Source organism: Neorickettsia findlayensis (assembly GCF_009856525.1).
In the GTDB taxonomy this organism is placed as follows: Bacteria; Pseudomonadota; Alphaproteobacteria; order Rickettsiales; family Anaplasmataceae; genus Neorickettsia; species Neorickettsia findlayensis.
Map to the genome: position 1 here is coordinate 270,902 of NZ_CP047224.1, position 24,599 is coordinate 295,500.

The 24,599-nt window shown below is 40.7% G+C and carries 22 protein-coding genes; 9 read left to right on the forward strand and 13 right to left on the reverse strand.

Annotation, left to right across the window (positions count from 1 at the left end):
• Positions 1-79: 79 nt before the first annotated feature.
• The 4 genes from cysS (at position 80) to rpe (ending at position 5,474) form a co-directional block, all read left to right on the forward strand.
• The gene (cysS, locus tag GP480_RS01355) at positions 80-1,609 is read left to right on the forward strand and encodes a cysteine--tRNA ligase (RefSeq protein WP_160095178.1); all 1,530 of its coding nucleotides are present in this window, start codon (positions 80-82) and stop codon (positions 1,607-1,609) included.
• A gap of 97 nt (positions 1,610-1,706) precedes the next feature.
• Positions 1,707-1,901 carry a hypothetical protein gene (locus GP480_RS01360; RefSeq protein ID WP_160095180.1) on the forward strand — a complete coding sequence of 65 codons (195 nt, stop codon included), beginning with the start codon at positions 1,707-1,709 and terminating at the stop codon, positions 1,899-1,901.
• A 166-nt stretch (positions 1,902-2,067) separates the two neighbouring features.
• Entirely contained in the window at positions 2,068-4,518 is a 2,451-nt protein-coding gene (gene mutS / locus GP480_RS01365) for a DNA mismatch repair protein MutS (RefSeq protein WP_160095182.1), read from the forward strand.
• A 299-nt stretch (positions 4,519-4,817) separates the two neighbouring features.
• The gene (rpe, locus tag GP480_RS01370) at positions 4,818-5,474 is read left to right on the forward strand and encodes a ribulose-phosphate 3-epimerase (RefSeq protein ID WP_160095184.1); all 657 of its coding nucleotides are present in this window, start codon (positions 4,818-4,820) and stop codon (positions 5,472-5,474) included.
• A gap of 153 nt (positions 5,475-5,627) precedes the next feature.
• Here the strand turns inward: rpe and map are convergent, their stop codons facing one another.
• The 3 genes from map to GP480_RS04080 all read right to left on the reverse strand — a co-directional run bounded on the left by map (position 5,628) and on the right by GP480_RS04080 (position 7,623).
• Positions 5,628-6,440 (reverse strand): type I methionyl aminopeptidase, encoded by an 813-nt coding sequence (gene map, locus GP480_RS01375; RefSeq protein ID WP_272898936.1) that lies wholly within the window; start codon positions 6,438-6,440, stop codon positions 5,628-5,630.
• A 180-nt stretch (positions 6,441-6,620) separates the two neighbouring features.
• Positions 6,621-7,148, reverse strand: coding sequence for a demethoxyubiquinone hydroxylase family protein (locus GP480_RS01380; protein ID WP_160095188.1), 528 nt, complete (start codon positions 7,146-7,148; stop codon positions 6,621-6,623).
• Positions 7,126-7,623 carry a disulfide bond formation protein B gene (locus GP480_RS04080; RefSeq protein ID WP_160095190.1) on the reverse strand — a complete coding sequence of 166 codons (498 nt, stop codon included), beginning with the start codon at positions 7,621-7,623 and terminating at the stop codon, positions 7,126-7,128. The genes GP480_RS01380 and GP480_RS04080 overlap by 23 nt, the downstream gene beginning before the upstream one ends.
• A 503-nt stretch (positions 7,624-8,126) precedes the next feature.
• Here GP480_RS04080 and GP480_RS01390 point away from each other — a divergent pair.
• The 3 genes from GP480_RS01390 (at position 8,127) to hpf (ending at position 11,001) form a co-directional block, all read left to right on the forward strand.
• On the forward strand, positions 8,127-8,993 hold the full coding sequence (locus GP480_RS01390; RefSeq protein ID WP_160095192.1) for an RNA polymerase factor sigma-32: 867 nt from the start codon (positions 8,127-8,129) through the stop codon (positions 8,991-8,993).
• Between the two features lie 6 nt (positions 8,994-8,999).
• Positions 9,000-10,118, forward strand: coding sequence for a cell division protein FtsZ (gene ftsZ / locus GP480_RS01395; protein WP_160095194.1), 1,119 nt, complete (start codon positions 9,000-9,002; stop codon positions 10,116-10,118).
• A gap of 322 nt (positions 10,119-10,440) precedes the next feature.
• Complete coding sequence (gene hpf / locus GP480_RS01400) at positions 10,441-11,001, forward strand: ribosome hibernation-promoting factor, HPF/YfiA family (protein ID WP_160095196.1); 561 nt, start codon at positions 10,441-10,443, stop codon at positions 10,999-11,001.
• Between the two features lie 257 nt (positions 11,002-11,258).
• On the opposite strand, the gene tyrS is transcribed toward hpf, so the two are convergent.
• The 6 genes from tyrS to GP480_RS01430 all read right to left on the reverse strand — a co-directional run bounded on the left by tyrS (position 11,259) and on the right by GP480_RS01430 (position 18,104).
• Entirely contained in the window at positions 11,259-12,434 is a 1,176-nt protein-coding gene (gene tyrS / locus GP480_RS01405) for a tyrosine--tRNA ligase (RefSeq protein ID WP_160095198.1), read from the reverse strand.
• A 19-nt stretch (positions 12,435-12,453) separates the two neighbouring features.
• Positions 12,454-12,915, reverse strand: a complete 462-nt coding sequence (bfr, locus tag GP480_RS01410) for a bacterioferritin (protein ID WP_160095200.1) — start codon at positions 12,913-12,915, stop codon at positions 12,454-12,456.
• Between the two features lie 232 nt (positions 12,916-13,147).
• Complete coding sequence (gene lon, locus GP480_RS01415; protein ID WP_160095202.1) at positions 13,148-15,628, reverse strand: endopeptidase La; 2,481 nt, start codon at positions 15,626-15,628, stop codon at positions 13,148-13,150.
• A gap of 53 nt (positions 15,629-15,681) precedes the next feature.
• Positions 15,682-16,260, reverse strand: a complete 579-nt coding sequence (locus GP480_RS01420) for a thiamine phosphate synthase (RefSeq protein ID WP_160095204.1) — start codon at positions 16,258-16,260, stop codon at positions 15,682-15,684.
• Positions 16,260-16,691 carry a CopD family protein gene (locus GP480_RS01425; protein ID WP_160095206.1) on the reverse strand — a complete coding sequence of 144 codons (432 nt, stop codon included), beginning with the start codon at positions 16,689-16,691 and terminating at the stop codon, positions 16,260-16,262. The genes GP480_RS01420 and GP480_RS01425 overlap by 1 nt, the downstream gene beginning before the upstream one ends.
• Before the next feature lie 6 nt (positions 16,692-16,697).
• A complete protein-coding gene (locus GP480_RS01430) occupies positions 16,698-18,104 on the reverse strand; it encodes a glutamine synthetase beta-grasp domain-containing protein (protein ID WP_160095208.1) in 1,407 nt (468 codons plus the stop codon).
• Between the two features lie 257 nt (positions 18,105-18,361).
• Here GP480_RS01430 and nrdR point away from each other — a divergent pair, with 257 nt between their 5' ends.
• Positions 18,362-18,811 (forward strand): transcriptional regulator NrdR, encoded by a 450-nt coding sequence (gene nrdR, locus GP480_RS01435; RefSeq protein WP_160095210.1) that lies wholly within the window; start codon positions 18,362-18,364, stop codon positions 18,809-18,811.
• Between the two features lie 263 nt (positions 18,812-19,074).
• Here the strand turns inward: nrdR and GP480_RS01440 are convergent, their stop codons facing one another.
• The 3 genes from GP480_RS01440 to secB all read right to left on the reverse strand — a co-directional run bounded on the left by GP480_RS01440 (position 19,075) and on the right by secB (position 22,617).
• Entirely contained in the window at positions 19,075-20,928 is a 1,854-nt protein-coding gene (locus tag GP480_RS01440; protein ID WP_160095212.1) for an ATP-dependent helicase, read from the reverse strand.
• 137 nt (positions 20,929-21,065) lie between these two features.
• The gene (locus GP480_RS01445) at positions 21,066-21,842 is read right to left on the reverse strand and encodes a TatD family hydrolase (RefSeq protein ID WP_160095214.1); all 777 of its coding nucleotides are present in this window, start codon (positions 21,840-21,842) and stop codon (positions 21,066-21,068) included.
• Between the two features lie 277 nt (positions 21,843-22,119).
• Positions 22,120-22,617 (reverse strand): protein-export chaperone SecB, encoded by a 498-nt coding sequence (gene secB, locus GP480_RS01450; RefSeq protein ID WP_160095216.1) that lies wholly within the window; start codon positions 22,615-22,617, stop codon positions 22,120-22,122.
• 125 nt (positions 22,618-22,742) lie between these two features.
• Here secB and GP480_RS01455 point away from each other — a divergent pair, with 125 nt between their 5' ends.
• Positions 22,743-23,369 (forward strand): Tim44/TimA family putative adaptor protein, encoded by a 627-nt coding sequence (locus tag GP480_RS01455; RefSeq protein ID WP_160095218.1) that lies wholly within the window; start codon positions 22,743-22,745, stop codon positions 23,367-23,369.
• 233 nt (positions 23,370-23,602) lie between these two features.
• Here GP480_RS01455 and rsmA read toward each other — a convergent pair whose 3' ends face one another.
• A complete protein-coding gene (gene rsmA, locus GP480_RS01460; protein WP_160095220.1) occupies positions 23,603-24,391 on the reverse strand; it encodes a 16S rRNA (adenine(1518)-N(6)/adenine(1519)-N(6))-dimethyltransferase RsmA in 789 nt (262 codons plus the stop codon).
• Positions 24,392-24,599: the final 208 nt, after the last annotated feature.

Consider the following 24,599-nt stretch of genomic DNA (forward strand, 5'->3'; position numbering starts at 1 on the left):
TACTTTCTCCTATGTGTGGTGTGTTCTTCCTTTTTCAAGACTTTGTGTGAACATGTGGGTACACTTCTAGGTTAGTGAAATGAAACTAAGGGTTCATAACACACTTTCTGGCTTAAAGGAAGAATTTCTCCCTTTAAGCAGCAAGGTGGTGCGTATGTACGTATGTGGACCGACTGTATACGACATTCCACATATAGGGAATATTAGGGCTTCTGTAGTGTATGACATTGTATATAGGGTCCTATTTAAGCTCTTCCCTGAAGTTGTTTATGTGCGCAATATCACTGACATAGATGACAAGATTATAACTGCTGCATCCGTCCGGGGTGTTAGATATGATGAGATTGCCCTTCATTACGAACATATTTTTCACGAACATTTGCTCTTGCTCAATTGCCTTGCGCCGACTATCGAGCCTAGAGCTACGCAAAGCATAGATCGAATGATTTCCATGATTCAGGCGCTTATAGAAAGTGGGAATGCTTATTCTGTTGGGAGAAATGTCTATTTCGATGTAGGCTCTTTTGCTGAATATGGAGCGCTTTCTAAAAGAAAAAAAGAGCAATTGGTCTACGGTGTGCGCGTAGAAGAGGATGCAAATAAAAAGCATCCGGGGGATTTCATATTGTGGAAAAGTGATGATCATGTATATTGGCCAAGTCCGTGGGGCAATGGGCGACCAGGATGGCATATAGAGTGTTCTGCTATGACGTTGGCAACGTTAGGTGCAGATTTTGATATACATGGTGGTGGCGCGGATTTGAAGTTTCCACATCACGAGAATGAAAGGGCTCAGAGTATGTGTGCCAACCCTGGTTCTAAATTTGCCCGCTACTGGATTCATAACGGCTTTCTCACAGTGAATGGAGAAAAAATGAGTAAGTCCCTGGGAAATGTTGTTAACGTCGATACGCTAGTTGAGTCAGGTGTTACACCAAACGTAATCCGTTTTGTTCTTATTAGTACTCACTACAGTAAGCCATTAGACTGGAACAATGCCATGATAGAAGAAGCAGTGAACTCTTTAATGAAATTTAAACTTGCTCTTTTGGATAATGGCGTTCTGTCTACAAGTGGAAGCCACATAAGCAGCTTAGACAGAGAGGTTTATAACGACGAGTGTAATGCTGAGAATGTAGAGACCGATCTCAGAAGTTGCACCTCTGAAGTTGTCGTTGCACAAACTGAGGGGAAGGCAAATAATTTCTCGGAAAAAATAAAGGAAATTTTTGATAGGTTCGAGAGTTTTGGTGGCGATTGCAGTACTTATACGAAAGAGTTTTTTGACTGTATGATAGATGATTTTAATACCCCTGGTGCTATCGCTGTTCTGCACAGACTTAGTGATAAGATTCGTCTAGTTGGTAGGAGGAAAGTGAACAACTTAGCGTACCTTCTTTACAATTTATTGATCTTCTTGGGTATAGACTTAGGAGTAAAGCAGTCCAGAGTATCCGAAGATTTTATCCGTTCTCAACTGCAGAGGCGTGCCGAGTGTAAGCTGCGAAAGAACTTTGTTGAAGCAGATGAGATTCGCTCTGCTTTGGCTAAAATGGGAGTTCTAATCAGAGATCACAAGTATGCACCTACAGATTGGGTGTCTCTTTAATACTAGCTTTGCTTTTGTAACCGTATTGTGCTTTGTATCGGAATGCGATATACTATATATTTAATCCTCCTGTAGGTTTTAAGCATATACTACTCGTATGCCAGAAGATTTATCATGCTATTTCCCCATTTCTCCACGTGATGCTGATTCGTCTGCTTCAAGTCAGAGTTGTATCTTGCAAGCGAGCGTTACCTTCACTTCTTTAGATCAGGTGCGTGAAAGTGGTGCGGGAGTTGTTCAGCAGTGTGATGTTTGTTCCAATTCTCAAGAGAGTGGAAGGGAGAGAGGGTAGGGTTTCTTTTGTGCTCTAGCTTTTTGTTTCTCCCCTTTCCTTAATTTGCGGTTCGTTGCTCCGTCTGGGTTTTTCTTCATTCTTCGCTCTGTTTGTCCTCGCTACTTCTGGTAATCTTTGCCTTAGTGAGAGAGAATTGTCCCTTTTGGGTTAATCTCGTTTATTTATGTCAGAAGAATTCCCGCCCGCGATGAAGCGGTATTTGGAAGTCCGATGCCAATATCCGGATGCGGTTATTTTCTATAGAGTAGGTGATTTTTACGAAATGTTTTTCGAAGATGCACGCGAGGTTTCTGCGCTGTTGGGGTTGCATCTTACACGGAGGGGTACGTACAAAGGGAAAGATATCCCGATGTGTGGGGTACCGGTTTCTTCTTGTGAAGTTTATATAAACAAATTAGTAAAGCTGGGTCGTAAAGTTGCTATCTGTGAGCAATTGGAAACAGCAGAAGAAGCAAAAAAACGTGGTACCACGGCTATAGTTCGTAGAGATGTGGTTCGGTTGGTGACTCCTGGAACACTGACTGAGGATAATCTCCTTGTAAGTGGGGAGAACAATTATTTATTTTGTGTCGCTCCTGGAAAAAAGGAAATTGGTATCGCATGGTTAGATATCTCTACAAAGAAGATTATATTCACAAATGCCAGTCTAAACTCTTTAGAGAGTTATCTCGTTAAAATTGAGCCTAAGGAGGTATTACTTCCAGATACGGTTGACGCGGAACTGAGAAAATTTATAGAACAACAAAACATCCATATAACGAGACGTCCTAATAATCTTTTTCAGTTTGAGTATGCCGAAAACGAATTGAAGGGATTTTATAATGTTCTTCAATTAGGTTTTATGGATGCGAGATCTCCATGTGAAATTGTGGCTTGTGGTGCTCTGATTGCTTATGCACGTGCAACGCAAATGGGGGAGCTAAAACAGTTGGAATTTCCCAAACGGTATGAGAGGGGCCACTATCTTGAGCTTGATGCATCAACTATCCGTGGTTTGGAGCTAGTAGAATCCCAAACACCAGGTGAGAAGAATAGTCTATTACAAGTAATTGATCAGACTTGTACAGCCGGAGGCAAAAGGCTTCTCAAAAGTTATGTCATTTCTCCTCTAGTATCAGTTGAAGAAATTCAAATCCGTCAAGACAGAGTAGAATTTTTCTTTGTGCAGGAAGAGTTGCGAAAAAAGGTACGTGCTGCACTTTCTAATATTCCAGATGCGGAGCGAGCACTGTCGCGTATTGCACTGAATCGTGGAGAGCCAATTGATTGTCTTGCTGTACTTTCCTGTATGAAAGCATCACTGTTGCTTGCTGAGCACTTTTCCACTTTTTTGAGGAATGATTATATCAGAAGTATATATGACAAATGTGCACCGGATGATGAGTTAATGGAGACCTTGCGTACTGCATTTCTACCAACTTCTAACAGGAAAGTAGATGGTTCATTTCTTGATCCTGCACATCATCCAAAACTTCTAGAATTAAATATGTTATCCACCAATGCTGATGTGGTGATAAATGATTTGTTACTGACATATAGGAGGAATACTGGGATTAACTCTGTGAAATTGGGTAAGAACAACCTCATAGGTTACTATATTGAGGTTCCGAAGTCTGCGCCGATTCTGGATAGTGCAATTTTTATCCACAGGCAGTCCTTGTCGAATAATATACGCTATACAACGCTCGAGTTACAGAATTTGGAGGCACAGATAACAAAAGCAAACGAGAATTACAGAAAGTTAGAATTAGAACTTTTTAGAGAGTTGTGTGAAAGGATTCTTATATCTGAGGGCCCTCTAAAAGAAATGATTGCAGCAATAGAAGAGCTGGATGTTATAGTTTCCTTTGCCGAGATTGCTGTCCAAAGAAAATATGTGCGTCCACATGTTGATGATAGTAACGAACTACGTATTTCTGGAGGTAGACACCCATTTGTAGAACAAGTGAATACATTTGTGCCAAATGATCTAGCTTTCACCACGGAAGAGCGCGTATGTGTGTTAACAGGACCTAATATGGCTGGAAAAAGCACTTACTTACGTCAAAATGCATTGATAACAGTACTGGCTCAAATGGGGTCGTTTGTACCAGCTGATTCTGCCCACATCGGTGTTGTAGATAGAGTTTTTAGTCGCATTGGTGCGTCTGATAATATTGCCAGAGGTAAGTCCACGTTTATGGTAGAAATGATGGAGACAGCAAATATAGTTAACAATGCAACGTGCAGGTCTCTTGTGATTTTAGATGAGGTTGGGAGAGGCACGTCTACTCTAGATGGTATCTCAATCGCGCAAGCTGTTCTTGAGTACTTGCACGACTCCGTAAACTGCAAGACCATTTTTGCAACTCATTACAATGAACTTTGTGATCTTGAAAGTAAACTTTCACGAATGAAGTGTTACTCAGTTGAAGTAAAACGTTGGAGAGATGAGATTCTTCTGATGTATAAAGTTGTTCCTGGGCGGGGTGACAAGTCGTATGGTATACATACAGCAATGCTTTCTGGTATTCCTGAGTCAATTATTCGTCGCGCAACTGAAATAGCAAAGGAAAAGAATTCTAGCGTGGAAGGTTCTCTTTCTAATGAAAGGGTTAGAGTAAAACACCAGTGAGGAATAGTGCGTATCATCTGTTGTTGAATTTTTTTTGAATTTCTCTTGAATCAGTGTGGGTCACCGGTGGGCGTGTGGTATTGTCTAGGTTGCTAACTCGAAGAAGGTATTGTTCACGTATCATGTGCGACGAGGCACCCTACTGAAACAGTTTCTCTTCCTTTTGTGGTTTATTATGTCGGATAAACACAGTAGCGAGTTTTGCGCAATAGAATTGATATAATGACCACTCAAGTTTGAAATTGGGCTTTTCCTGCTATACATTTTAGGATCCACCTTAGCTAATCGTTTTGCATCAGATGGTCAAGATCTCTCCTTCCTTACTGTCAGCTGATTTTTTAAATCTATATTCTGATGTGAAACTGCTAGAAGAATCAGGGGCTGACTCGATTCACATTGATGTGATGGATGGGCACTTTGTACCGAATTTGACTTTTGGGCCTGTGATAATAGAACAAATAAAAAGAATCACATCAATTCCTATTGAAGTACATTTAATGATCCTGAATGCTGAGCAGACTTTTCAGGACTATATCAATGCAGGAGCAGACACCATTTTTGTACATAGTGAAGCCTGTTTCCACTTGGATAGGATGGTTAATGCGGTAAAAAGTCGTGATGTTAAAGTTGGTGTTGCGTTAAACCCAGCCACTTCTGAGGATATATTGCGGTATCTATACACTTCGATAGATGAGGTTTTGATCATGACTGTGAATCCAGGCTTTGCATCTCAGGTTTTTCTTACATCCCAGCTTGAGAAAGTGAGTTTAGTACGACGTCGCATAGTTGAACTTGGCGTTAATGTAACCATTGCTGTTGATGGTGGAATAAATGCCAAAACAGCAAGCCTTGTAGTCTCTGCGGGTGCTGAAACCCTTGTTACAGGGTCGTATCTTTTTTGTCCTGATAGAAAGGATCTTGGCGCTAAGATTGCTTTATTGCGTTCACTTGCATGATTTTAATCTGTATTGGATTTTAGACATGTCTTGACCGTAAAACATGCTTTCTACACCAGTGCGCGCATGTTATTCTCAGAGCTGCGTTTTGATATGCTATGTTGTATACCGGTAGAACGCGCAATGCATTTAGTGTGTAATCGTGCCATGGTTCTAAAATTTTGGAGTATGTAACCCAGCTGGTGAAAGAGTAAAGATCTCATATCCGGTTTGAGTTACTCCGATAGTGTGTTCGAATTGTGCTGACAATGACAAATCCTTAGTTCTCACAGTCCATCCATCCCTCCTGTCGAGTATTACATCAGCCCTACCAGCATTTATCATTGGCTCAATAGTGAAAAACATTCCGGGTGCCATAATAAGATTACTATTTTCATTTGACGCGTAATGTATAACATTAGGTGGCGCGTGAAACGTTTGTCCTATACCATGTCCACAGTACTGATAGACTATTGAGTATTCGTATTGCGAAATGTGTGAGTCTATTGCATGACCAATTGCATTAAATGGGATGCCCGGTTTAACTACTGCAATGCCAGCCATCATTGCTTCATAAGTGGCTTTACACAGTCTCACTGCTTTGACCGAAGGTGTTCCAACGAAGTACATCCGACTTGTATCACCATGCCAGCCGTTCAGAATGACTGTGACATCTATATTGAGTATATCTCCGTCCTTTAAAGGTACCGCATCAGGAATGCCGTGACAGACCACGTTGTTCTTGGAGGTGCATATTGATTTTGGAAAGCCTTTGTAATGCAACGGTGCTGGAATAGCACCTGCAGCAATTATAAATTCGTGACATAAACCGTTTAGTTCATCAGTCGTGACACCTGGTTTTACGTAATCGGTGATGTAGTCCAATACTGTTGCAGCTAGGTAGCCAGCCTTTCGCATGGACTCGAAATCTTCTTCTGAGTGTATCTTAATGTTTGTGACCATAAGCTTGGTAGATCTTTTTTCAATTGTAGTTTCTGTTAGCTCCTCATTATGCACCAAAGTCTTGACCTTTCTTTACTACCCGGCATAAGTATAGAACGGTGTGATCAACTGATGTGTAACGCAAAGCATTTTAGTTCCTTTATAAATCTCGCCGTAGTAGAAGTGCCAGTGGAAAGAGGAATACATAACCTCAAAGGAATATACCTAAAATTTTTCTGCGATAAAAATCCCAAGTGTGCAACCTAAACTTACAACTTTTGTAATGATGGAATGAAATGGTGCTCTATTTGCCTCATTTGCCAATCCTATGTCTTTATGTTCAAGTTCTTCTTGTCGGAATTGGACAATCTTTTTTAAGAGTTGATGCTCATGGGGTTTAGCCTTGGTGAGAAACTTTATTTGTTTTTGGTAGTGTCTATCTATTGTATCCTCAATTGCAGTGGTACAAGACATTGCAACTTGAACGCCCGCCTTTCCGCCCAGGTACCCCACTCCAAAAGCGATGCCCTTACAAAGTCCTAGTAGAATAGTCGGTCTAGCCCTTAATTGAACAATTTGAGAATGAAAAAACTGTAGATGCTTTTGTTCAGTTTTCATCATCTCGTATATCAATTCTCTCTTTTCTGGATTATTTTGAAGGCCACGCAGTTGGCCTCTGTAAATGTAGACAGCAGCTGATTCACCTGCATGGTTGACCCTTAATATTCTGTCAATTAGTGGATCGGTTTTCATTTCTAACACACGCGAAAATTACTAAAAACGCACTCCCTAGAGAATACAACAGATTCAAATAAGTAAGACGTATTCCCAGTAATTTTTGCGGATCATCACAACGCACTATTTCATTTGTGCTAATTTGTTCGTACAGATTTGTGATATTAAGTGTATCTCCGTACGTAATTGTACAATTTTCTGGCATGGTAAAGAGGTGCATTTCTACTCCTATGTGGTAGAGCGTTATAAGCGCCCCTGAAAAGAGAAATGCTACGGCAAAGTAAATGAGAAACCGATTTCCATTTTCCACTAAAAGAAGTCCGATGGCTATTAGTGTACTAATGAAATAGGGCCATCTCTCATATATGCAAAGGGTACAGGGATAATAATGAAATCCGTATTGCAAGATTACAGCTAGGAGAAGTGCTAGCAGAGAAGGCACAAGAAGTGTAACCGCAACCAATCTGGTAGGAGATAGGAGATACCTATACATTACTCTGATATACTACGTGTACATTAATTTAAATATCAAGCTAAAACGCTTATCGATTTGCCAAAGGCTTAAACAAGATACATCTACTGCACCTTAGTAGACTAAGGAAACCAAGCGCCATGATAACATTGTATCATCGATATTGCATCATAGTATGGTGTATGACGCTTGAACCTATGTCTGTTAGCTTACCTCATAACGGGCACTACTTAAACAGATGTTGCGTATATCTAAGCCCGGTTTACAACAAAAACCACTGTTCAAATTTAATGACGTTGTTCTTGCTTTTCTACGAAAAATGCGCGCCTTTAGCGGAATAAAAAAATATGCGCAATGTTGTTCCAAGGTAGGTTTCACATGGAATATGTGGATCATCCGGTACTGTTGTGATCAATCTAAGTTATGCGTGCTCCCTTTTTTATCAACGGAGAGAAAATCATGATAAGCAGCATGTAATCATGAAGTAGGTATGCTATAATCTCTTAGTTTTTAGTGTTGTTTGCATGAGAGAACTCTCATTACCCGTTGATAACTCTGAGTTTGATGCCTATGCGCGGAAGATCTTAGCAATTCCGATACTGCAGGAGGAAGAAGAACGCGACCTTATAGATAGATGGTTTGTTCATAGGGATATCTCGGCGGCTCAGAGGCTTGTTGAAGCTTATCTGAGGCTGGTGGTGAAGGTGACTGTGCGGTTTAGAAATTATGGGCTTCCTCTGATGGATCTTGCTTCCGAGGGGAACATCGGTCTGATGAAGGCTATAAAAAATTTTGACCCGACGCTCGGGCATGGAATCGCCACTTATGCGATATGGTGGATAAAAGCTGCGATAAATGAGTATGTCATAAAGTCTTGGTCTATAGTGAAAATTGGTACAACCGCTGCTCAGCGTAAACTCTTCTTTAATTTGCGCAAGTTAAAGAATTCTGGTAGTGTTGCCGGCCTCGATAAGCAACAGGTGGTGGGGAAGATTTCAGAAATGCTTGAGGTATCAAAAAAGGATGTAGAAGAGATGGAAAGAATTTTAAATGCTCGAGATGTTTCTTTGAATATGCAGTTAGGCGAGGATGGTGGCTCGGAAGTTCACGATGTTATTCCTGTTTCAGAAGTAAGTTACGAGGTTACTCTTTCAGAAACCCAGGAGAGACGGATGAAAAATCGATTGCTTTACGAGGCAGTTGAATCACTTGAAGGGCGCCATAAGGAGATTTTTGTTGCTAGAAGCTTAAGTGTGGTTCCTAGGACGCTTAAAGAGCTTGGTGAGAAGTTTTCCATTTCTCAAGAAAGGGTGAGACAAATACATGCTCGGGCGATGAAGAAAGTAACAGAGTATGTAGAAGAGCATGGAAGAAAACTTGGGATAGTATAATCGAACATGACCTTGCGTTTATCTGTACCGTTGGAACAAAATCACCATCAGAGCTTGCTCTGCCCAAAAATAGCGGTTATCGGAGTCGGCGGGGCAGGTGGTAACGCGATTAATAATATGATTAATTCCGGTCTTCGTGGTGTCAAATTTATTGCGGCGAATACTGATGCACAAGCACTTGAGCATTCTCTTGCTGATGTGAAGATTCAATTGGGTGCCAATCTTACAAAGGGGTTAGGGGCTGGGTCCATACCTGAAATCGGCAGGCAAGCAGCAGAAGAGTCCATTAATGAACTTGCTGAGGCTATAGAAGACGCTGATATGCTGTTTATAACTGCCGGTATGGGTGGTGGTACCGGTACAGGTGCAGCAACGGTGATAGCGAGAATGGCTATGGAACGGAAAGTTCTCGTCGTGGCAGTTGTCACAAAACCCTTTTATTTTGAGGGCGCTCGCAGAGCTAAAGTAGCCGAGGTTGGGCTTGAAGCGTTAAGAAGAGTAGTCGATACCTACATAGTGATTAATAACCAAAATCTTTTCAGGATAGCGAATGAAAAAACAACATTTTCAGATGCATTTAAAGAGGTTGATAAGATTCTCTATTTTCATGTTAGAGAAATAAGTAGCTTGATGGTGAATCCAGGATACATTAACCTTGATTTTGCAGATGTCCGTTCAGTTATGAGCAAAATGGGCAAAGCCCTTATGGGGACAAGTGAAGCTTCAGGTGAGAATAGGGCGGTCAAAGCAGCTGAGAATTCCATAGCGAATCCGTTGCTGGATAATCTTTCAGTGCAGGATGCAAAAGGTATTTTAATTAATATTACTGGCGGTCCAGATATGACGCTTTTTGAAGTAGATGCAGCTGCAAATTGTGTCAGGGAGAAAGCTAATGAGAATGTTAATATAATTTTTGGCTCCACTTGTTCAGAGTCTATGAGTAACGTTGTTAGGGTCTCTGTTGTTGCTACTGGCATTTCGCCGGATCAGGGAGAGTTGAGCGAAACAGGGGATCTAGGTGAGGAAGGTTTTTCTGGGTGGAGAGAGGAAAAGTCTGACGAACAAAAAAAGATGGAGTTGCTTGAGATTCCAGCTTTTATCCGCAGGGTAAAGAAGAAATCTTGATTTTTTCTCGCGTGTTCTAGTCGTGTTTTGTGGGGTTCGTTTTTGCAGTTTTGTTGAATACCACTCTCCTGGTTTGTAGTACCTTCTTTGTTCCGTTTTTTCAGAGAAATTTTACTTTCTTTTGTGGTGCATCCGATTTTCTAGTGTTTGTGATAACCCAAGGAGAAAACTCTTGCGTGGTGTATGCGTCCCTGACGCACTTTTTCTTTGTATTTAAACTATTACTTTTTTATGTGCGGAGAGATTCCAAATGTGCTTTTGCTCAGTTTCCGTAATGTGATCTTTTTGCTAACCTTACCATTTGGGTTGAGTGTTTTTAGAGATGAAAGTAACAGTTTCTGGGCATGGTTTTGATTTGGGTTCTAGCCTATCTGAGTATATCACTGACCGGGTTCTTCTGGGTGTGCAAAAGTATCTCACACAGGCTTTGGGTGCTCGTGTTTCACTTTCTAAGGAGGGACGCTTTTTTCATGTAGATGTAATTGTAAATAGTCCTATATCGTTAATCAAGGCAAGTGGTGAATCTAGTGATCCATATCTGGCCTTTGATAATGCGTTTTCAAAGATATCGTTAAAGTTGCGGCGGTACAAAGATAGATTGAAGGAGCATAAATCTGAGGCCAAGTGCAGCATGAAATTTGCCCTACATCATCATGAGTACAAAACTCAAGGGCCGAGGGCGATTTTGGTTAAGGAGGAGAAAATTCATCTTAGACAGCTTTCACTAGAGGAGGCAATAATGCATATGGACCTTATGGCACTCCCGGCTTTTGTTTTTATTAATCTTGAAACAAATAAGCTCAATATAATTCATAAAGAAGATAATACAAAAGAGACTATCGTTCTTCTGGATACAAACCAGGAATTTAAAGAAGCAGACTGATTGTTGTGATAGGGTATTGAGCGGCCTGAATTGTATGTTGTTTATTGAATTGGCTGGTGAGAGATGCATCTCTTCTTTTTGTATGGGTCAATAGTCTTAAAAGAGTAAAGCTGCTAATAAGCATCAAGATAAGGTAGTTAGGGGTAAGGTTTGCTCAGTACCTTATGTCCTATCGTATGGGAGTCGCACTGCCGAAGAGATGGCCGAAAGTGGACTAAGTGTGCACACAGGTGCCGTTCTTTAGAAGAGTAAGCGTGCTACTTCATGGATATATTGCGCTGTTTTTTTCCAACGCTCACGCTGAACCGCTTAGGCAGTTCAATACTGTAGTTGAAGACCTTCTGCTGGTCTATTTTCACTGCTCCTGATTCTATCAATCTTTTTGCTTGAGTTCTTGAGGAAGCGGCTTCGATCCGAACGATTACATCAATTATGTCTGCATTGCGTGGGATTTCTATTTCTGGTAACTGAGACGGATCATTTTCTTCAAAGGCCTTGACTATACTTTCGCTGATTTTTTCTGCAATTGCGCTGCCGTGACATATTCTAGTTGCCTCGGTGGCGAGTATCTTTTTTGCTTCATTTATTCGAGTATCACTAAATGCTGAAAGAGCTTTGATCTCCTCAATTGGAAGCTCGGTAAAAAGACACAAAAAGCTTTCTACATCTGCATCCTCGGTATTTCTGAAGTATTGCCAATAGTCATATGGCGAGTACAGATTCGGGTCTAACCAAACAGCTCCTGCTTCAGTTTTGCCCATTTTTTTCCCGGAAGCGGTCGTGATCAATGGTACGGTCAAACCAAACATCTCTGTATTTCTCAATTTTCTTCCCAATTCTACACCATTGACTATGTTGCCCCATTGATCTCCTCCTCCTATCTGTACATTGCAGTTGTACAGGCGATTTAATTCAACAAAATCGTAAGCCTGAAGTATCATATAATTGAATTCTAAAAAACTGAGGTGAGATTCACGTTCTAGCCGACTTTTTACACTATCAAAGGTGAGCATCCTATTGACAGAAAAGTGACGTCCCACGTTTCGGAGAAAGTCTATATACCTAATGTTTTCTAACCAGTCAGCATTATTAACAAACAATACACTTCCTATGATGCGCTTCACGATTTCGCTGATGGTGCTGATATTTTTATTTATTTCCTCCCTGGAAAGCATTTTGCGGGATTCGTCTTTTCCAGACGGGTCGCCTATAAGAGTAGTACCACCACCGAGTAGTATTATTACTTCATGTCCATAACTCTTTACCAAGCGCATTAGCATCAATGGCACCAGATGCCCTAGATGTATAGCAGGTGCTGTACAATCAAAACCTAAATAGAAGACAAGCTTCTCACAAGAATCCAAACGATGCTCTAACGCTTTTCTATTTGTACACTGGAGGAAGTACCCCCTTTCCTCAATTATTTTCAGCATAGCTAGGAGAGCTGAGCTTTTAACCGTGCTTTACTAAATACTGTTGGATTCCCAAGCTTTGAATTAGCGATAACTGCTGCTCCAACCACTCTAAGTGCTTTTCCTCGTCTTGTAGAAGAGATCTCATCAGACTCGAACTTACAAAATCCTCGTTTTGCTCGAATTCTACGATTGACTTCCTGTATGAGAAAAGGGCTTTCAATTCAAGATCGCGGTCTTTTTCAAAAATTTTTTCTACACTTCTTGGGCACGTGCCCATGTCTTTATAACCAACTCTCGGATTCCCTTTACAGGAGAATATTCTCTCGAGTAGCGCATCAGCGTGATGCATCTCTCCAATAGAACGATTTCTCAAAGCCTCAGATAAATTAAGGAGACCCATATCCTTTAAAATTTTGGAGTGAACAAAATACTGATTTATTGCTAATAATTCGCTTTCTAAGGCTTCATTTAACCTTTCTATTGAAGAAAAATTTGTCATGGGCACCTGGATGATGATACTAGTGGCAATTGTAGTAGAAAAGTCCACATCTTTCTAGTCTGGGAGTACCTCAAGGGAGAATAACAAAGACATGCAAATACTTAAAAGAATAATTTACATCAACTAAAGCTCACTTATTAACACTCAACTAACAAAAAGATAAGTGTGCAAAACAACAAAACAAAATGCTCCAGAAGAACTCAAATATCACAAAAGAAGTCCGCCCCAGAAACTATACCCTTTGTTCTGATTGTTGTGTCGTGGACAACGGAACATCTGGCCACACGTCGACTGCGAGTGGCGTTGGTTGCTTGGCCAGAGTGAACGTCAGTGCCTCTGATACAGTGGAAACAGGAATGATCTTCACTGCGTTCTTCACCGATTTTGGAATATCCTCTAAATCTTTTTCGTTGCTTATCGGTATTAGGACGGTTTTTATACCACCTCTGACAGCTGCTAGAAGCTTTTCCTTCAGACCACCAATTTCCATTACTTTCCCCCTAAGACTCACTTCTCCGGTCATCGCAACGCTTGAGCAAACTGGTATTCCAGTCATCACCGAGACAATAGAAGTGCATATTGCAACCCCTGCAGATGGGCCATCTTTTGAAGTTGCACCCTCAGGTACATGAACGTGCACATCTTTACTTTTAAAGAACTTCGATGTGAAACCAAATTTATTGCAATTTGAGCAGACAAAGCTATAGGCAGCCTGGACGGACTCTTGCATTACTTCTCCAAGCTTTCCTGTAGAACGAATCTCGCCTTTTCCTGGGAGCAAGACTGCCTCTATCATAATTAAATCCCCGCCGGTTTGCGTGTAAGCCAGACCTGTAGTCATACCCACTAAATTTTCTGGTTCTGCAGTACCAAAAGTACATTTTTCCACGCCAGCATACTTCTTGAGATTTTTAACTGAAATCTCTATAGATTTGACGCCGGACTGCACACCCAACTTTTTGACTGCTTTCCTCATCAAATTTGCCAGCTCCCTCTTCAGGCTTCGTACTCCACTCTCACGAGTGTAACGACGTATAAGCAACTTTAACGCTTCTTTGGAAATACTCCACTCGTTTTTTTTCAAACCATGTTCTTTCCTTAATTTTCCAATTAGATAATGCTCTGCTATCTGCAATTTTTCCTCTTCTGAGTAGGCTTCCAGACGTATTACTTCTAACCGATCCAATAGCGCTGGAATCATATTCAAGCTATTTGCAGTTGCAACAAACATCACATCACTCAGGTCATATTCAACCTCCAAGTAGTGGTCCACAAAGCGCGAGTTCTGCTCAGGATCAAGAACTTCCAAAAGTGCAAAAGCAGGATCACTTCTGAAATCCGAAGACATTTTATCTATTTCGTCCAGGAGAAAGACAGGATTAGATAATTTTGCTTTCTTCATGTGCTGGATTATCTTTCCGGGCATTGCACCTATATAAGTCCTTCTATGACCTTTAATTTCAGACTCATCTTTTATTCCACCGAGTGACATCCTAACGAATGGTCTGCCAGTAGCTTCTGCTATTGCGCTGGCAAGGGAGGTCTTTCCGACACCTGGAGGACCAAGTAAACATAGTATGGAGCCTTTAAACGATTTCGTACGGTTTTGCACTGCCAAGTACTCGATAATGCGCTCTTTGACCTTTTCTATGCCGTAATGGCTCGCCTTTAGAATTTGTTCTGATGCCCCGATATCGGTAATCATCTTGCCCTTCTTTTTCCAAGGAAGAGAAATGACCCAGTCTATGTAGTTACGAACCACAGTTGCCTCAGCAGACATGGGTACCATATTTTTGAGTTTTTTCAGTTCCTTTGAAACTTTTTCTTTCGCTTCTGCAGAGAGCTTGCTATTCCCTATTTTTTTCTCTAGGTCAACAAGTTCATCATATTCTTCACCTTCTTTCTCGTATAGCTCCTTGGTAATTGCTTTCAGTTGTTCATTAAGTAAGTATACCTTATGTGATTTCTTAATTTGACTCTCTGTTTTTTCTTTAATCTGCTGTTTTACCTGCAACACTCCAAGTTCTTTCTCTAGGAATGCATGGACTTTTTTCATCCTCTCTAAGAGGTCTACAGTTTCGAGTATTTCTTGTTTTTCACTGAGCTTTAGGTTTATACTCGCAGCCACCAAGTCGGCTATCCTGCTAGTGGAATCTATTTGTGAGAGGAGTCCAGTGATTTCATCTGGAATTGTCTCGCTCAACTTAACGCACTTTTCGAAATTCTGAACGACCGATCTTCGATATGCCTCTATGTTTACGTCATCGCTTTCTTCCTCTTCTATTGGAAAGACATCTGCTTCGAGTACTCCATCGATTTTTCTGAAATTTACAGCACGTGCACGGCACTCCACGATTACCATAAGTTTGACACCACCATCCTGAAGATTAATCTTCGGTTCGGCAATCTTTGCTATGACACCAACTTCGTACAAATCTTTACCTTCAGGGGTTTCTTTCTTTGGATTCCTCTGTGCAACCAAGAGCATTCTTCCACTATTTTCAGACGTCTCTGCCAGTGCTTTATCCATTGCTTGTATTGACCCCTTCCTTCCTATAAATATTGGAAGGTAATCGCCGGGAAAGAAAATAACTTCCCTAAGAGGCAGGACGGGTAAATTCAAGTGCGCCGGCCCGGATTCAAAGTTAGAATTATCGGTATCATGCTCTTGTTTTGAATCTACGTCACGATTATTAAGCTCTTCTTCTGACATAAAAAATGCATTCCCTTACACGATATATGGGTGCTAGAATTTTGTATTCAAGCTCACAGACGGTCATTATACAAATTAATTCCTGCAATACCAACTTTTTGCCCAGCTTCTCTCAGTTTCCATATATTCGCTTTTGTTATGCCCCCTAATGCAAAAACATTAATTTTTCTTGTGAAAGCTTGGTATTTAATGAATTTTACAGCTCCCATTGCATTGGAGTTAGTTTTCTTGCTGTGAAAAACTGGTGAGAAAAGTGCCGCATCAAAACCAGCTGCTTGTATTTTTAGATTTTGTTTTACACTGTGTGATGCACAACTTATAAACCACTGCTTTTTGAAGTACCGCCACTTTCTCATCTTGCTAAAACTTGACTCCCTTACATGTACTCCTGATGCACGTGTTAGAAGTGCGACAAATGGATCGCCAGCAACGAGAAAGGTCAAACGCAACTTCCTACACATTCTTGAAAGCCAGTGTGCCAAGCTTTTTCTTTGTAAATGTTCGTAACACCGCAGCACAACAAAACTTCCCAGAGGCAGCTGTTTCAAGATAAACGCAACTTCAGACAGCGAATGTGCCGCCTCGATCACGAATAACCATCTAAAAAGGTGTGCGTAGCGCTTGAAGAACATTAAAATGGTTTTGTCACTGCAAGTATAACAACTGCAATAAAAGCAATTGTGACTCCCTCATTTGCAAACTTAAAAAATGTGCTTGAGTATTTATTACACCCTCTACTAAAAGCGACGGAACATCGCCAAAAGAATATGTGCAAAGACACAAGTGCAGCCACAAATAGTAATTTTAGATGTAGCCATGCACTTAGAATGTGACCTGTATCCACTGCCAACAGCAAGCCAAGCGTAATACTTACTACCATAGCGGGTGTCATAATATAGCAGAGGAGACGTTTTTCCATCACACGAAAAACAGAATCGGTTTCAGTGCCAACATCAACGTCAGCATGATAGACCATGATTCTGGGTAGGTAAAAAAGGCCCGCCATCCACATTGTCACAACAATGATATGAAGCGCCTCCATCCAATCGGTTCCAATACTCATACGATTCTAGACGTTATAGTACTTTATAAATTCAATTGGCACGGGATGTTTTGATAACTCCTCGTAGTCATCACGTAGAAGCCCTACATAGGTATCAAGCTGATCATTCGTGAACACACCACCCTCTGTCAAGAATTGTCGATCGGTTTCGAGTGCAAAAAACGCCTCTTCTAAAGACTTAGACAGAGAAACCTCCGAGGATTTTTCGAGTTCCAAAGCATCTCCCGGGAGTAGTTTTTCCTGTATACCTGCTATACCTGCCATAATTAAAGCAGCGGTTCCGATGTATGGATTAGTACCTGCATCAGGAAAGTTAACCTCTATTCTCTTTCCGGAAGAATCACTTTCCCTACAGTGCGGAATCCTCACTGTTGCTAGACGATTTCCAAGCAAACAATTCGGCCCGTAAGCGGCATCATCGATGTTTGCCAGGCGTTTGTAGCTATTAGTTAGCGGGTTCAAAATGGCATTTAGCGCTTTTCTATGCTTTATTATTCCGCCAATGTAGTATTTGCATAATTGTGAAACTTCCTCTCCTGGACCCTGCGGTACAAACAAATTTTGCTCATTTTCCCAGAGCGATATGTGAAAGTGCATCCCGCTGCCATTGTAGTCCTTGAACGGCTTAGGCATGAAAGTAGCCGATTTTCCATAAGAACTAGCTACGTTACGTGTAATGTACTTGCATTTTTGCACATTGTCAGAAGTCTCTAAAGCTTCTCCGTGGTAAAAGCCTATTCTGCATTGCGACGATGCAGCTTCATGATGGTGCATCAATGGTTTTACTTTTACCTCTCTGAGTGTTTCCAGAATTTCTGCCCTTATGTCGTTTAGAGAATCTGAAGGCTGACTTGTTAGATAGCAGTTTCTGCTGCCTTCCCTGTGAGCGTGATTATTATACTCGTACCGTCTACCAGAATTGTAGATTCCCTCTGATGAATCTAGCTCAAAAAAGGCACCGTTTTCTTTGACGGCAAACCTCGCATCATCCAGTACGAAAAATTCCATTTCGAGACCAAAAAAAGCCCTATTAGCTATTCCGGTGCTGCGTAAAAATTCCATCGCTCTTTTCGTTGTTGCGCGTGGACTATGTTCATAAGAACTACATCCACGTGGTTCCACGATGTCACAAATAACGCACAATGTCGGCTGTGCAGCAAAGGGGTCTAAGAAAGAACTGCCCGACTCAAGATCTGGTACGAGCACCACATCGGACTTATGCATGTCATTCCAGCCCTGAATCAGCGAGCTGTCGCACGAAATACCATGTGTAAGAACGTCTGTAGTAACACTATCGCTGTGACGCGTGATGTGCAAAAATTTCCCGGTGATCGAAGTAAATCTGAAATCAATAAGCCTAATCTCATTTTTAGCAGCGAACTCCAATATAGAGGCAGCCCTGTTATTTGTCACTTGTGTAGTAAAAAAACCAACGGTAATTGTATTATTCGTTCATTGATTGTGCAATCTGTTTAGGAGTTTCTTCTAAGGTGCTTTTGAGAAAAGCATTTGGTTAATAACATAAGCTATTTGATTGATAACGCAAGTGATCCTATCGAAATTGTCTTTACCTTATTTGGGTAAATCTGTATTCTATGCGATTAGCTCTTAGAGCTGATCGTTTTTAATAGTCGCGCAAGAGTTCATTTTACATTTTCCATTCGATTTATATGAAATGTCCATTCTGTGGTAATCGAGATACTAATGTCAGAGACTCACGTTCTGTGAATAAAGGTGCCTTCATAAAAAGAAGGCGTTTTTGTGGTGAATGTGGTGCTAAGTTTACTACTTCTGAAACTATACAACTTAAAGAAATAAAGGTTATTAAAAAGAACGGTAGTTGTGAAAGTTTCGACAGAGAAAAAGCGGTGCGTTCGGTGGAAATCGCATTACGTAAAAGACCTGTTACACGGGAAAGAGTAGATGAATTAATGAATTGCGTCATTTACAAGATTGAACGCATTCATGATACAAAGATCACTGCAAAGCTTATTGGGGAACTGATTATGGAGCAGCTTGCTACTCTCGACAAAGTTGCTTTTATTCGGTTTGCGTCTGTTTATATGAACTTTGAGAACGAAGAAGATTTTATTCGGGTAATAGGCAGTATCACTTCCTAGCTATGTGGCTTTGGCATGTGAAGAAAACAATTGCAATGCTTTTTCGTATTTACCTAAAAATGGGGATTTTTACCATTTGGAATTGTGAAAAGCGTTTCTGATTTGTTCATGACTTTTTCCTGCATTGGGCAATACGTTGGGATATTAAGTCTTGCACCCAAGTAGGAAGGTGGTGGTCTGCTTTTTATGCTTGCTGGGTGCAGGGTTTATCTTTGGCCAGGGTATAAATTCACTTCTGCCTACCTGCGAACTGAGCTGTTATTTTATTTTTCTGCTAACTCTAATATGAATCTCGATTTTACAGTGTTTTGCCAAGAGTTTCTTATTAGCCTTCGATTAGCGCTCGTTATTGTCAAAAACCTCTTAGCCCTTGTTATTCCCACATAGGCTAAACGACGCTCTTCCTCAATTTGCTCAGTACTAAATAGTGATCTTGCATGCGGAAACGTTCCATCTTCCCAGCCTGGAAGAAATACTTGTTCAAATTCTAGTCCTTTAGAAGCATGCAAGGTCATCACATTGACAGCATCGCTATTATTTGTTTGTGTATCGCTTTCTGTCAAAAGTGACACATGTTGTAAAAAATCTGTGGCATTGTCGAATTCCTGGATTACCCTGAAAAGTTCGTCAACGTTTTCAATCCTGCTCTCGTCCTGCTCCTTTAATGCGGATATGTACCCGGATTCCAGTGTAATTTTTTTTAGCAAGTCATGCAAACTGTGATTAAGAGAGTCTTCTTGCCATTTTTTAACTTGTTTCACAAATGTCAGAAGCGCTGTGCTTTTAAGTTTTTCGTTTTCCTCAAGTTTTCTAGCTGCTTCAAACATCGAGCAACCTTGTTCAAGTGAGTAGTTATATATCTTGTTCATGGATGCTTGCCCTAGACCCCTTTTTGGAGTGTTTATTATTCTTTCAAAGGCTAGGTTATCATTTGGATTGGTAACGAGTCTTAAATAAGCAATAATATCTCTTACTTCTTTTCTCTCGTAGAACTTTAGTCCTCCCACGACGCGGTAGGGAACGTTTTCGTGAATGGCTGCTTCCTCGAAGGCTCTCGTCTGAAAACCTGCCCTAACAAGGATTGCCGTATCGCTGTAGGGACACACTAATTTTCTTTCCTTTATCTTTCTGATAATTGCTCTTGCTTCCTGTTCGCTGTCTATGTAAGTAACAATCTGTATTTCCTCACCACTCGGGTATGCTGTCCAAAGCTTTTTTGTTAGTCTGGACTGATTATTTTTTATGATATTGTGCGCGGCAGTGAGAATTTTATTCGTCGAGCGATAATTTTGTTCCAGCTTGATAACTTTTGCTCCTTCAAAATCTTTTGCGAACCTCAGGATGTTACCTACTTCTGCGCCGCGCCACCCATAAATTGATTGATCATCGTCCCCAACGCAACAGATGTTTGAGTGCTTCTGTGCTAATAGCCTCAGCCATAGATATTGACATAAATTCGTATCTTGATACTCATCCACCATGATGTATCTGAATTTTTCTTTGTATTTTTCTAAAGTTTCCGCGTCTTTGTTGAAAAGGGTAACGTTGTGCATGAGCAAATCCCCAAAGTCCATGCTATTGTTTTCCTTTAGTTTTTCTTGGTAAGCATCGTATATAGAGAGTGCTTGCTTTTCAAACCATGTGTTTGCCGCATTGTTGAATCTCACCCTACTTGGAGTGAAGGCTTTATCTTTCCATGCCGAGATCAGGCTTAGGTACTTCTTGAGTAGAGCTTTATCTGTTTCGATTTTCTTTTCTTGTGCAACTTTCTGAAGCATTCTGACTTGGTCATCTACGTCTAGTATTGTAAAGTCAGGTTTAAAACCAAGTTTTTCCGCTTCTATTCTTAGGATCTTAGCTGCTGCTGCATGAAATGTTCCAATCCAGTGGAACTTCATTTCTCCAACGATCTCGTTGATGCGCTGGATCATTTCATTTGCAGCTTTATTCGCGAAGGTAACGGCCATAATTTGATTTGGGTGCGCATACCCTGACTTAATCAAGTGGGCTATTCTATGTACCAACGTCTTTGTCTTGCCTGTTCCAGCACCAGCAAGTATCAAGACAGGACCATTTACGGTTTCTACGGCAAGTCTTTGCTCATAGTTCAGATTCATAATTGTCGGTTGTACAATGTGCCCAGATCGTACCACATATTCTTTTCTTCTACATGTTTTTTAGTGGTATTGCACCTTGTTTGCCTAAGTGTCTCTTCAAATGAGGTGCTACTCCGAGTGATGCCTCAAGCAGCATATCATGTTGGTCGAACGATCTTTGGAAATGCCCTGAGGAAATTCTCCATTAGCTTTGTCGACAATTCCTCACTTTCAATGCCTCTAAGTTTGCTTATGTACTTCAGTACGTGCACAACATACGAGGGATAGTTTGTTTTGCCTCTAAACGGGACAGGAGAAAGATACGGTGCATCGGTTTCTATGAGCATCCTCTCTAGTGGTACTTCAGAGGCTATTTTTTGTACTTCTGTAGCGTTTTTAAATGTTACGATTCCAGAAAATGATACGTACCAAGAATTTCTTATTGCCGCTTCGAAAAGTTCTCTAGATGAAGCGAAACTGTGCAGGATTACTGATGTTTTACTATTGCTCAACTCAGTTTCCAGTATATGTGCTGTATCAGTTTCAGCATTTCTCGAATGCACTATCAGTGGTAGGTTTGATTCCAATGCTGCCCTTATATGCTCTCTAAATGATTCCTGCTGAGCCTCTTTGGTAGTGTAGTCGTAATGGTAATCTAATCCTGTTTCACCTATGCTTATCACTTTTTCGTGTTTTGCCAATGATATGAGTGTTTCTCTTAGGGATTCACATTCTGCGACGTGATTTGGGTGTACACCTACTGAGCAGTAGACATTGGAGAGTTGGTCAGAAAGTGAAAGCAGATCTTCAACTTCACTTAACTTGGTTGCGATATTATGCAAGACTCCTATGCCGTTTCTTTTTGCCTCTTCGACGATATCTTTTATTTCTTCTTTTTTGTAGAAAAGGAGATGGCAATGCGAATCAAAAATCATTTGGCAATCTGATTTAGAAAATGGATCTAAAAGCTTCAGGTATCATGACCGAGAGAGTAGGGTGAGTAAGGCATAAGATGAAACTTAGAGGCAAAATCGTTCATGAGATACACATCAAACTTCAACTATAAGGCAGACGAAAGGCGTGCAAAGAAAGTAAGGAAGAGCAGTGTATACCATCTTTTAGCGCACCGCTATGCGAATCTGCACCCAGCACAATTGGAACGAAAGAACATATCAAAATGTGTGGAAGCAGAACGCAAACTCGGAAAAAGAGTTAACTCTTTTGACTCTCAGCGTATTTTTGAGCAAAGTTTATAGGTGCAAGCATTAGAGGTGGAAAACCTGCATCAGTTGTCGCTGTAGCTATGATTCTTCTTGCAAACGGGAAAAGCAACGTAGGTGCCTCGACAAGTAATGTCTGCCTCAGTTGTTCCTGAGTGAGATTCTTTATCGTAAAGACACCGCAGTACTTCAACTTACAAACGAACGCAACCCGTGCTTCATCTGAAGAGTCCTTATCTTTTATGCGCGCTTCAGTTTTTAAATCAAGGACCACCTCATATATATCGTTTCTCTCATCTATTGTTCTGCTGTCTATATTGCACTGCACATCGACTTCCGGAGGATTTTTCATGATACTAAACACTTCCGGAGAGTTAGGTGTATCGAGAGCTATTGACTTCATGAATTGACCCTCAGGTCGTGCTAATGGGAGGTTTTCTTCGTGATCAGATTGCACATCGTCGTTGGTAATTTCGTCTTTGTTGGGCATTTTTGTATTCTTTACAAATATAAGTGATACTGTAGATGTAGCTTAGAGTAAGTGTGGCCTTTTGTCCACCTGTTTCATGTTTTGGTTTAGTAGTACTATTTTTTTGTTAGTCTCTTTGGTGGTTTATGGAGTTGATATTGTACGCGATATTGGTTTTTTTTATCTTTAACAGGCTTTATGCATCTTTTGGTAGGATCTCTGTCGAACGCGAGCTTGGTTTTAGGGCCGCGGAAGTAAAAGAAATTCTCGAAAAAAAGGTTAAGACGGTCGATCAATTTACTTATGTTGCTCCAAGTGATCTTCAGGATATTGTGTCTGCGAAAAAAGAGATCGAATCTTTATGGAAACAAGATTTTTCAACAGATCGATTTATGGAAGGAGCTGAGCGTGCTTTTGAAATGTTCACGAAGGCTTTTGCTGATTGCGACCTAAAGGTTTTATCAAAGTTGCTTTCCAAAAAAGCCTTTAGCGTTGTCTCCGAGAAAGTAGCACAGCGCAAGATCCGTGGTAATACTCTTGAGAGGACTTTAGTTGCTTTGCGGTCGAAGAATTTGATTAAGCTTAATGTGATAAAAGGTGTTTTGTACGCGACCGTACGGTTTGTTTCCGAGCAAATTAATGTTGTACGCGATGATACTGGGCACATACTGTCTGGGGACCGCGACACAATAGAAGTAATAGAGGATAAATGGGTATTTGAAAGATCATTGAAGTCGCCCCACAATAGCTGGGTTGTATGCGAGTTTTCCTAGATCATAATCGGATTATTCATTTGTTTTGCTACCATGGTATTTGCTTAGCTTGATTTTTGTTTGAGTGTTTGATGTGCTCTGTTTCTACAGTGATTTTTTTTCGTTGTAGATAGAAAAAGTGTCTGCTGTGCAATTTTATCGTCTGTGTGTCCTGCACACTCTACAGGAAGGAGTCAAATTTGTTAAAGTTAACTTTTTCCTACGAATTCTAAAGACGCGTCGCTTTCTTGAAGTTAGTTTATATCCGCTATACAAGAAAGCTTGGAAAGTTGCTCGGGGTTAAGTTCTTCTATTCTCATTTCAGGACTAGCTCCTACTTGCGCTAGCGCTGAATGTAATGCTCCGGGATCTTTAAAAACTCTCGATAGGCTTTTTTTGATCATTTTCCTTCGTTGAGAAAAACATTCTATCAGGATCTTTTCTAAAACAGATTTATTTTGGGGCCATTTTTCTTCTAGTGGCGTAAGCTTCATAACGGTAGATGTTACCTTTGGTGGTGGTGTAAAAATTTCTGGCGCAAGCGTAAATTGTGGTTCTACTTTGCATTTGAGTTGCACCAAAACAGACAGAGCGCCATAGTTTTTGTTTTTAGGTTGCGCACAGATACGGTCTGCCACTTCTTTTTGAAACATTAGTACCATCTCACGGACGTACTCTACTTCATTTATCCAGCTTAGCAATAGATGTGTCGCAATGTTGTACGGCAAATTTGCAATTATGGTGACCTTTTCTTGTTTATACAAATCGCTTAGTCGAATGAGTAAAGCATCACCTAAAGTGTATTTATAGTTCTTATACTGTTTCATTAGGGAAGATAGTGGCTCTGCAAATCTCTTATCTTTCTCGACTGATATGAGTGAAGCTGGTTCTCTAAGAAGTATTGCGGCAGACAATGTCCCTAGTCCAGCACCTACTTCGAAGATGTATTCACCCTTTACTGAGGTTGCCGTGTCGACTATTTTGTCGAGCAATTTCTTGTCGTAGATAAAGTGCTGTCCAAGCAGTTTGTTGTATCGTCGCACCTTTTTTACTTGTTCTGATAAATGAGTTTGCTATTCACAGTATAGCCGGAGTACTTTGTACGAAGCAAAACACGATTTCTGTTTGCTTGCCTATTTTTTTGCAAATCTCCTTTCTTGATTGTTGGGTGAATTGACGCGTAATCTCAACTTTCTTTTTTGATAGGCCAAGGATTATTTTTGGATAAATGTGGAATTCTATTAAATATGC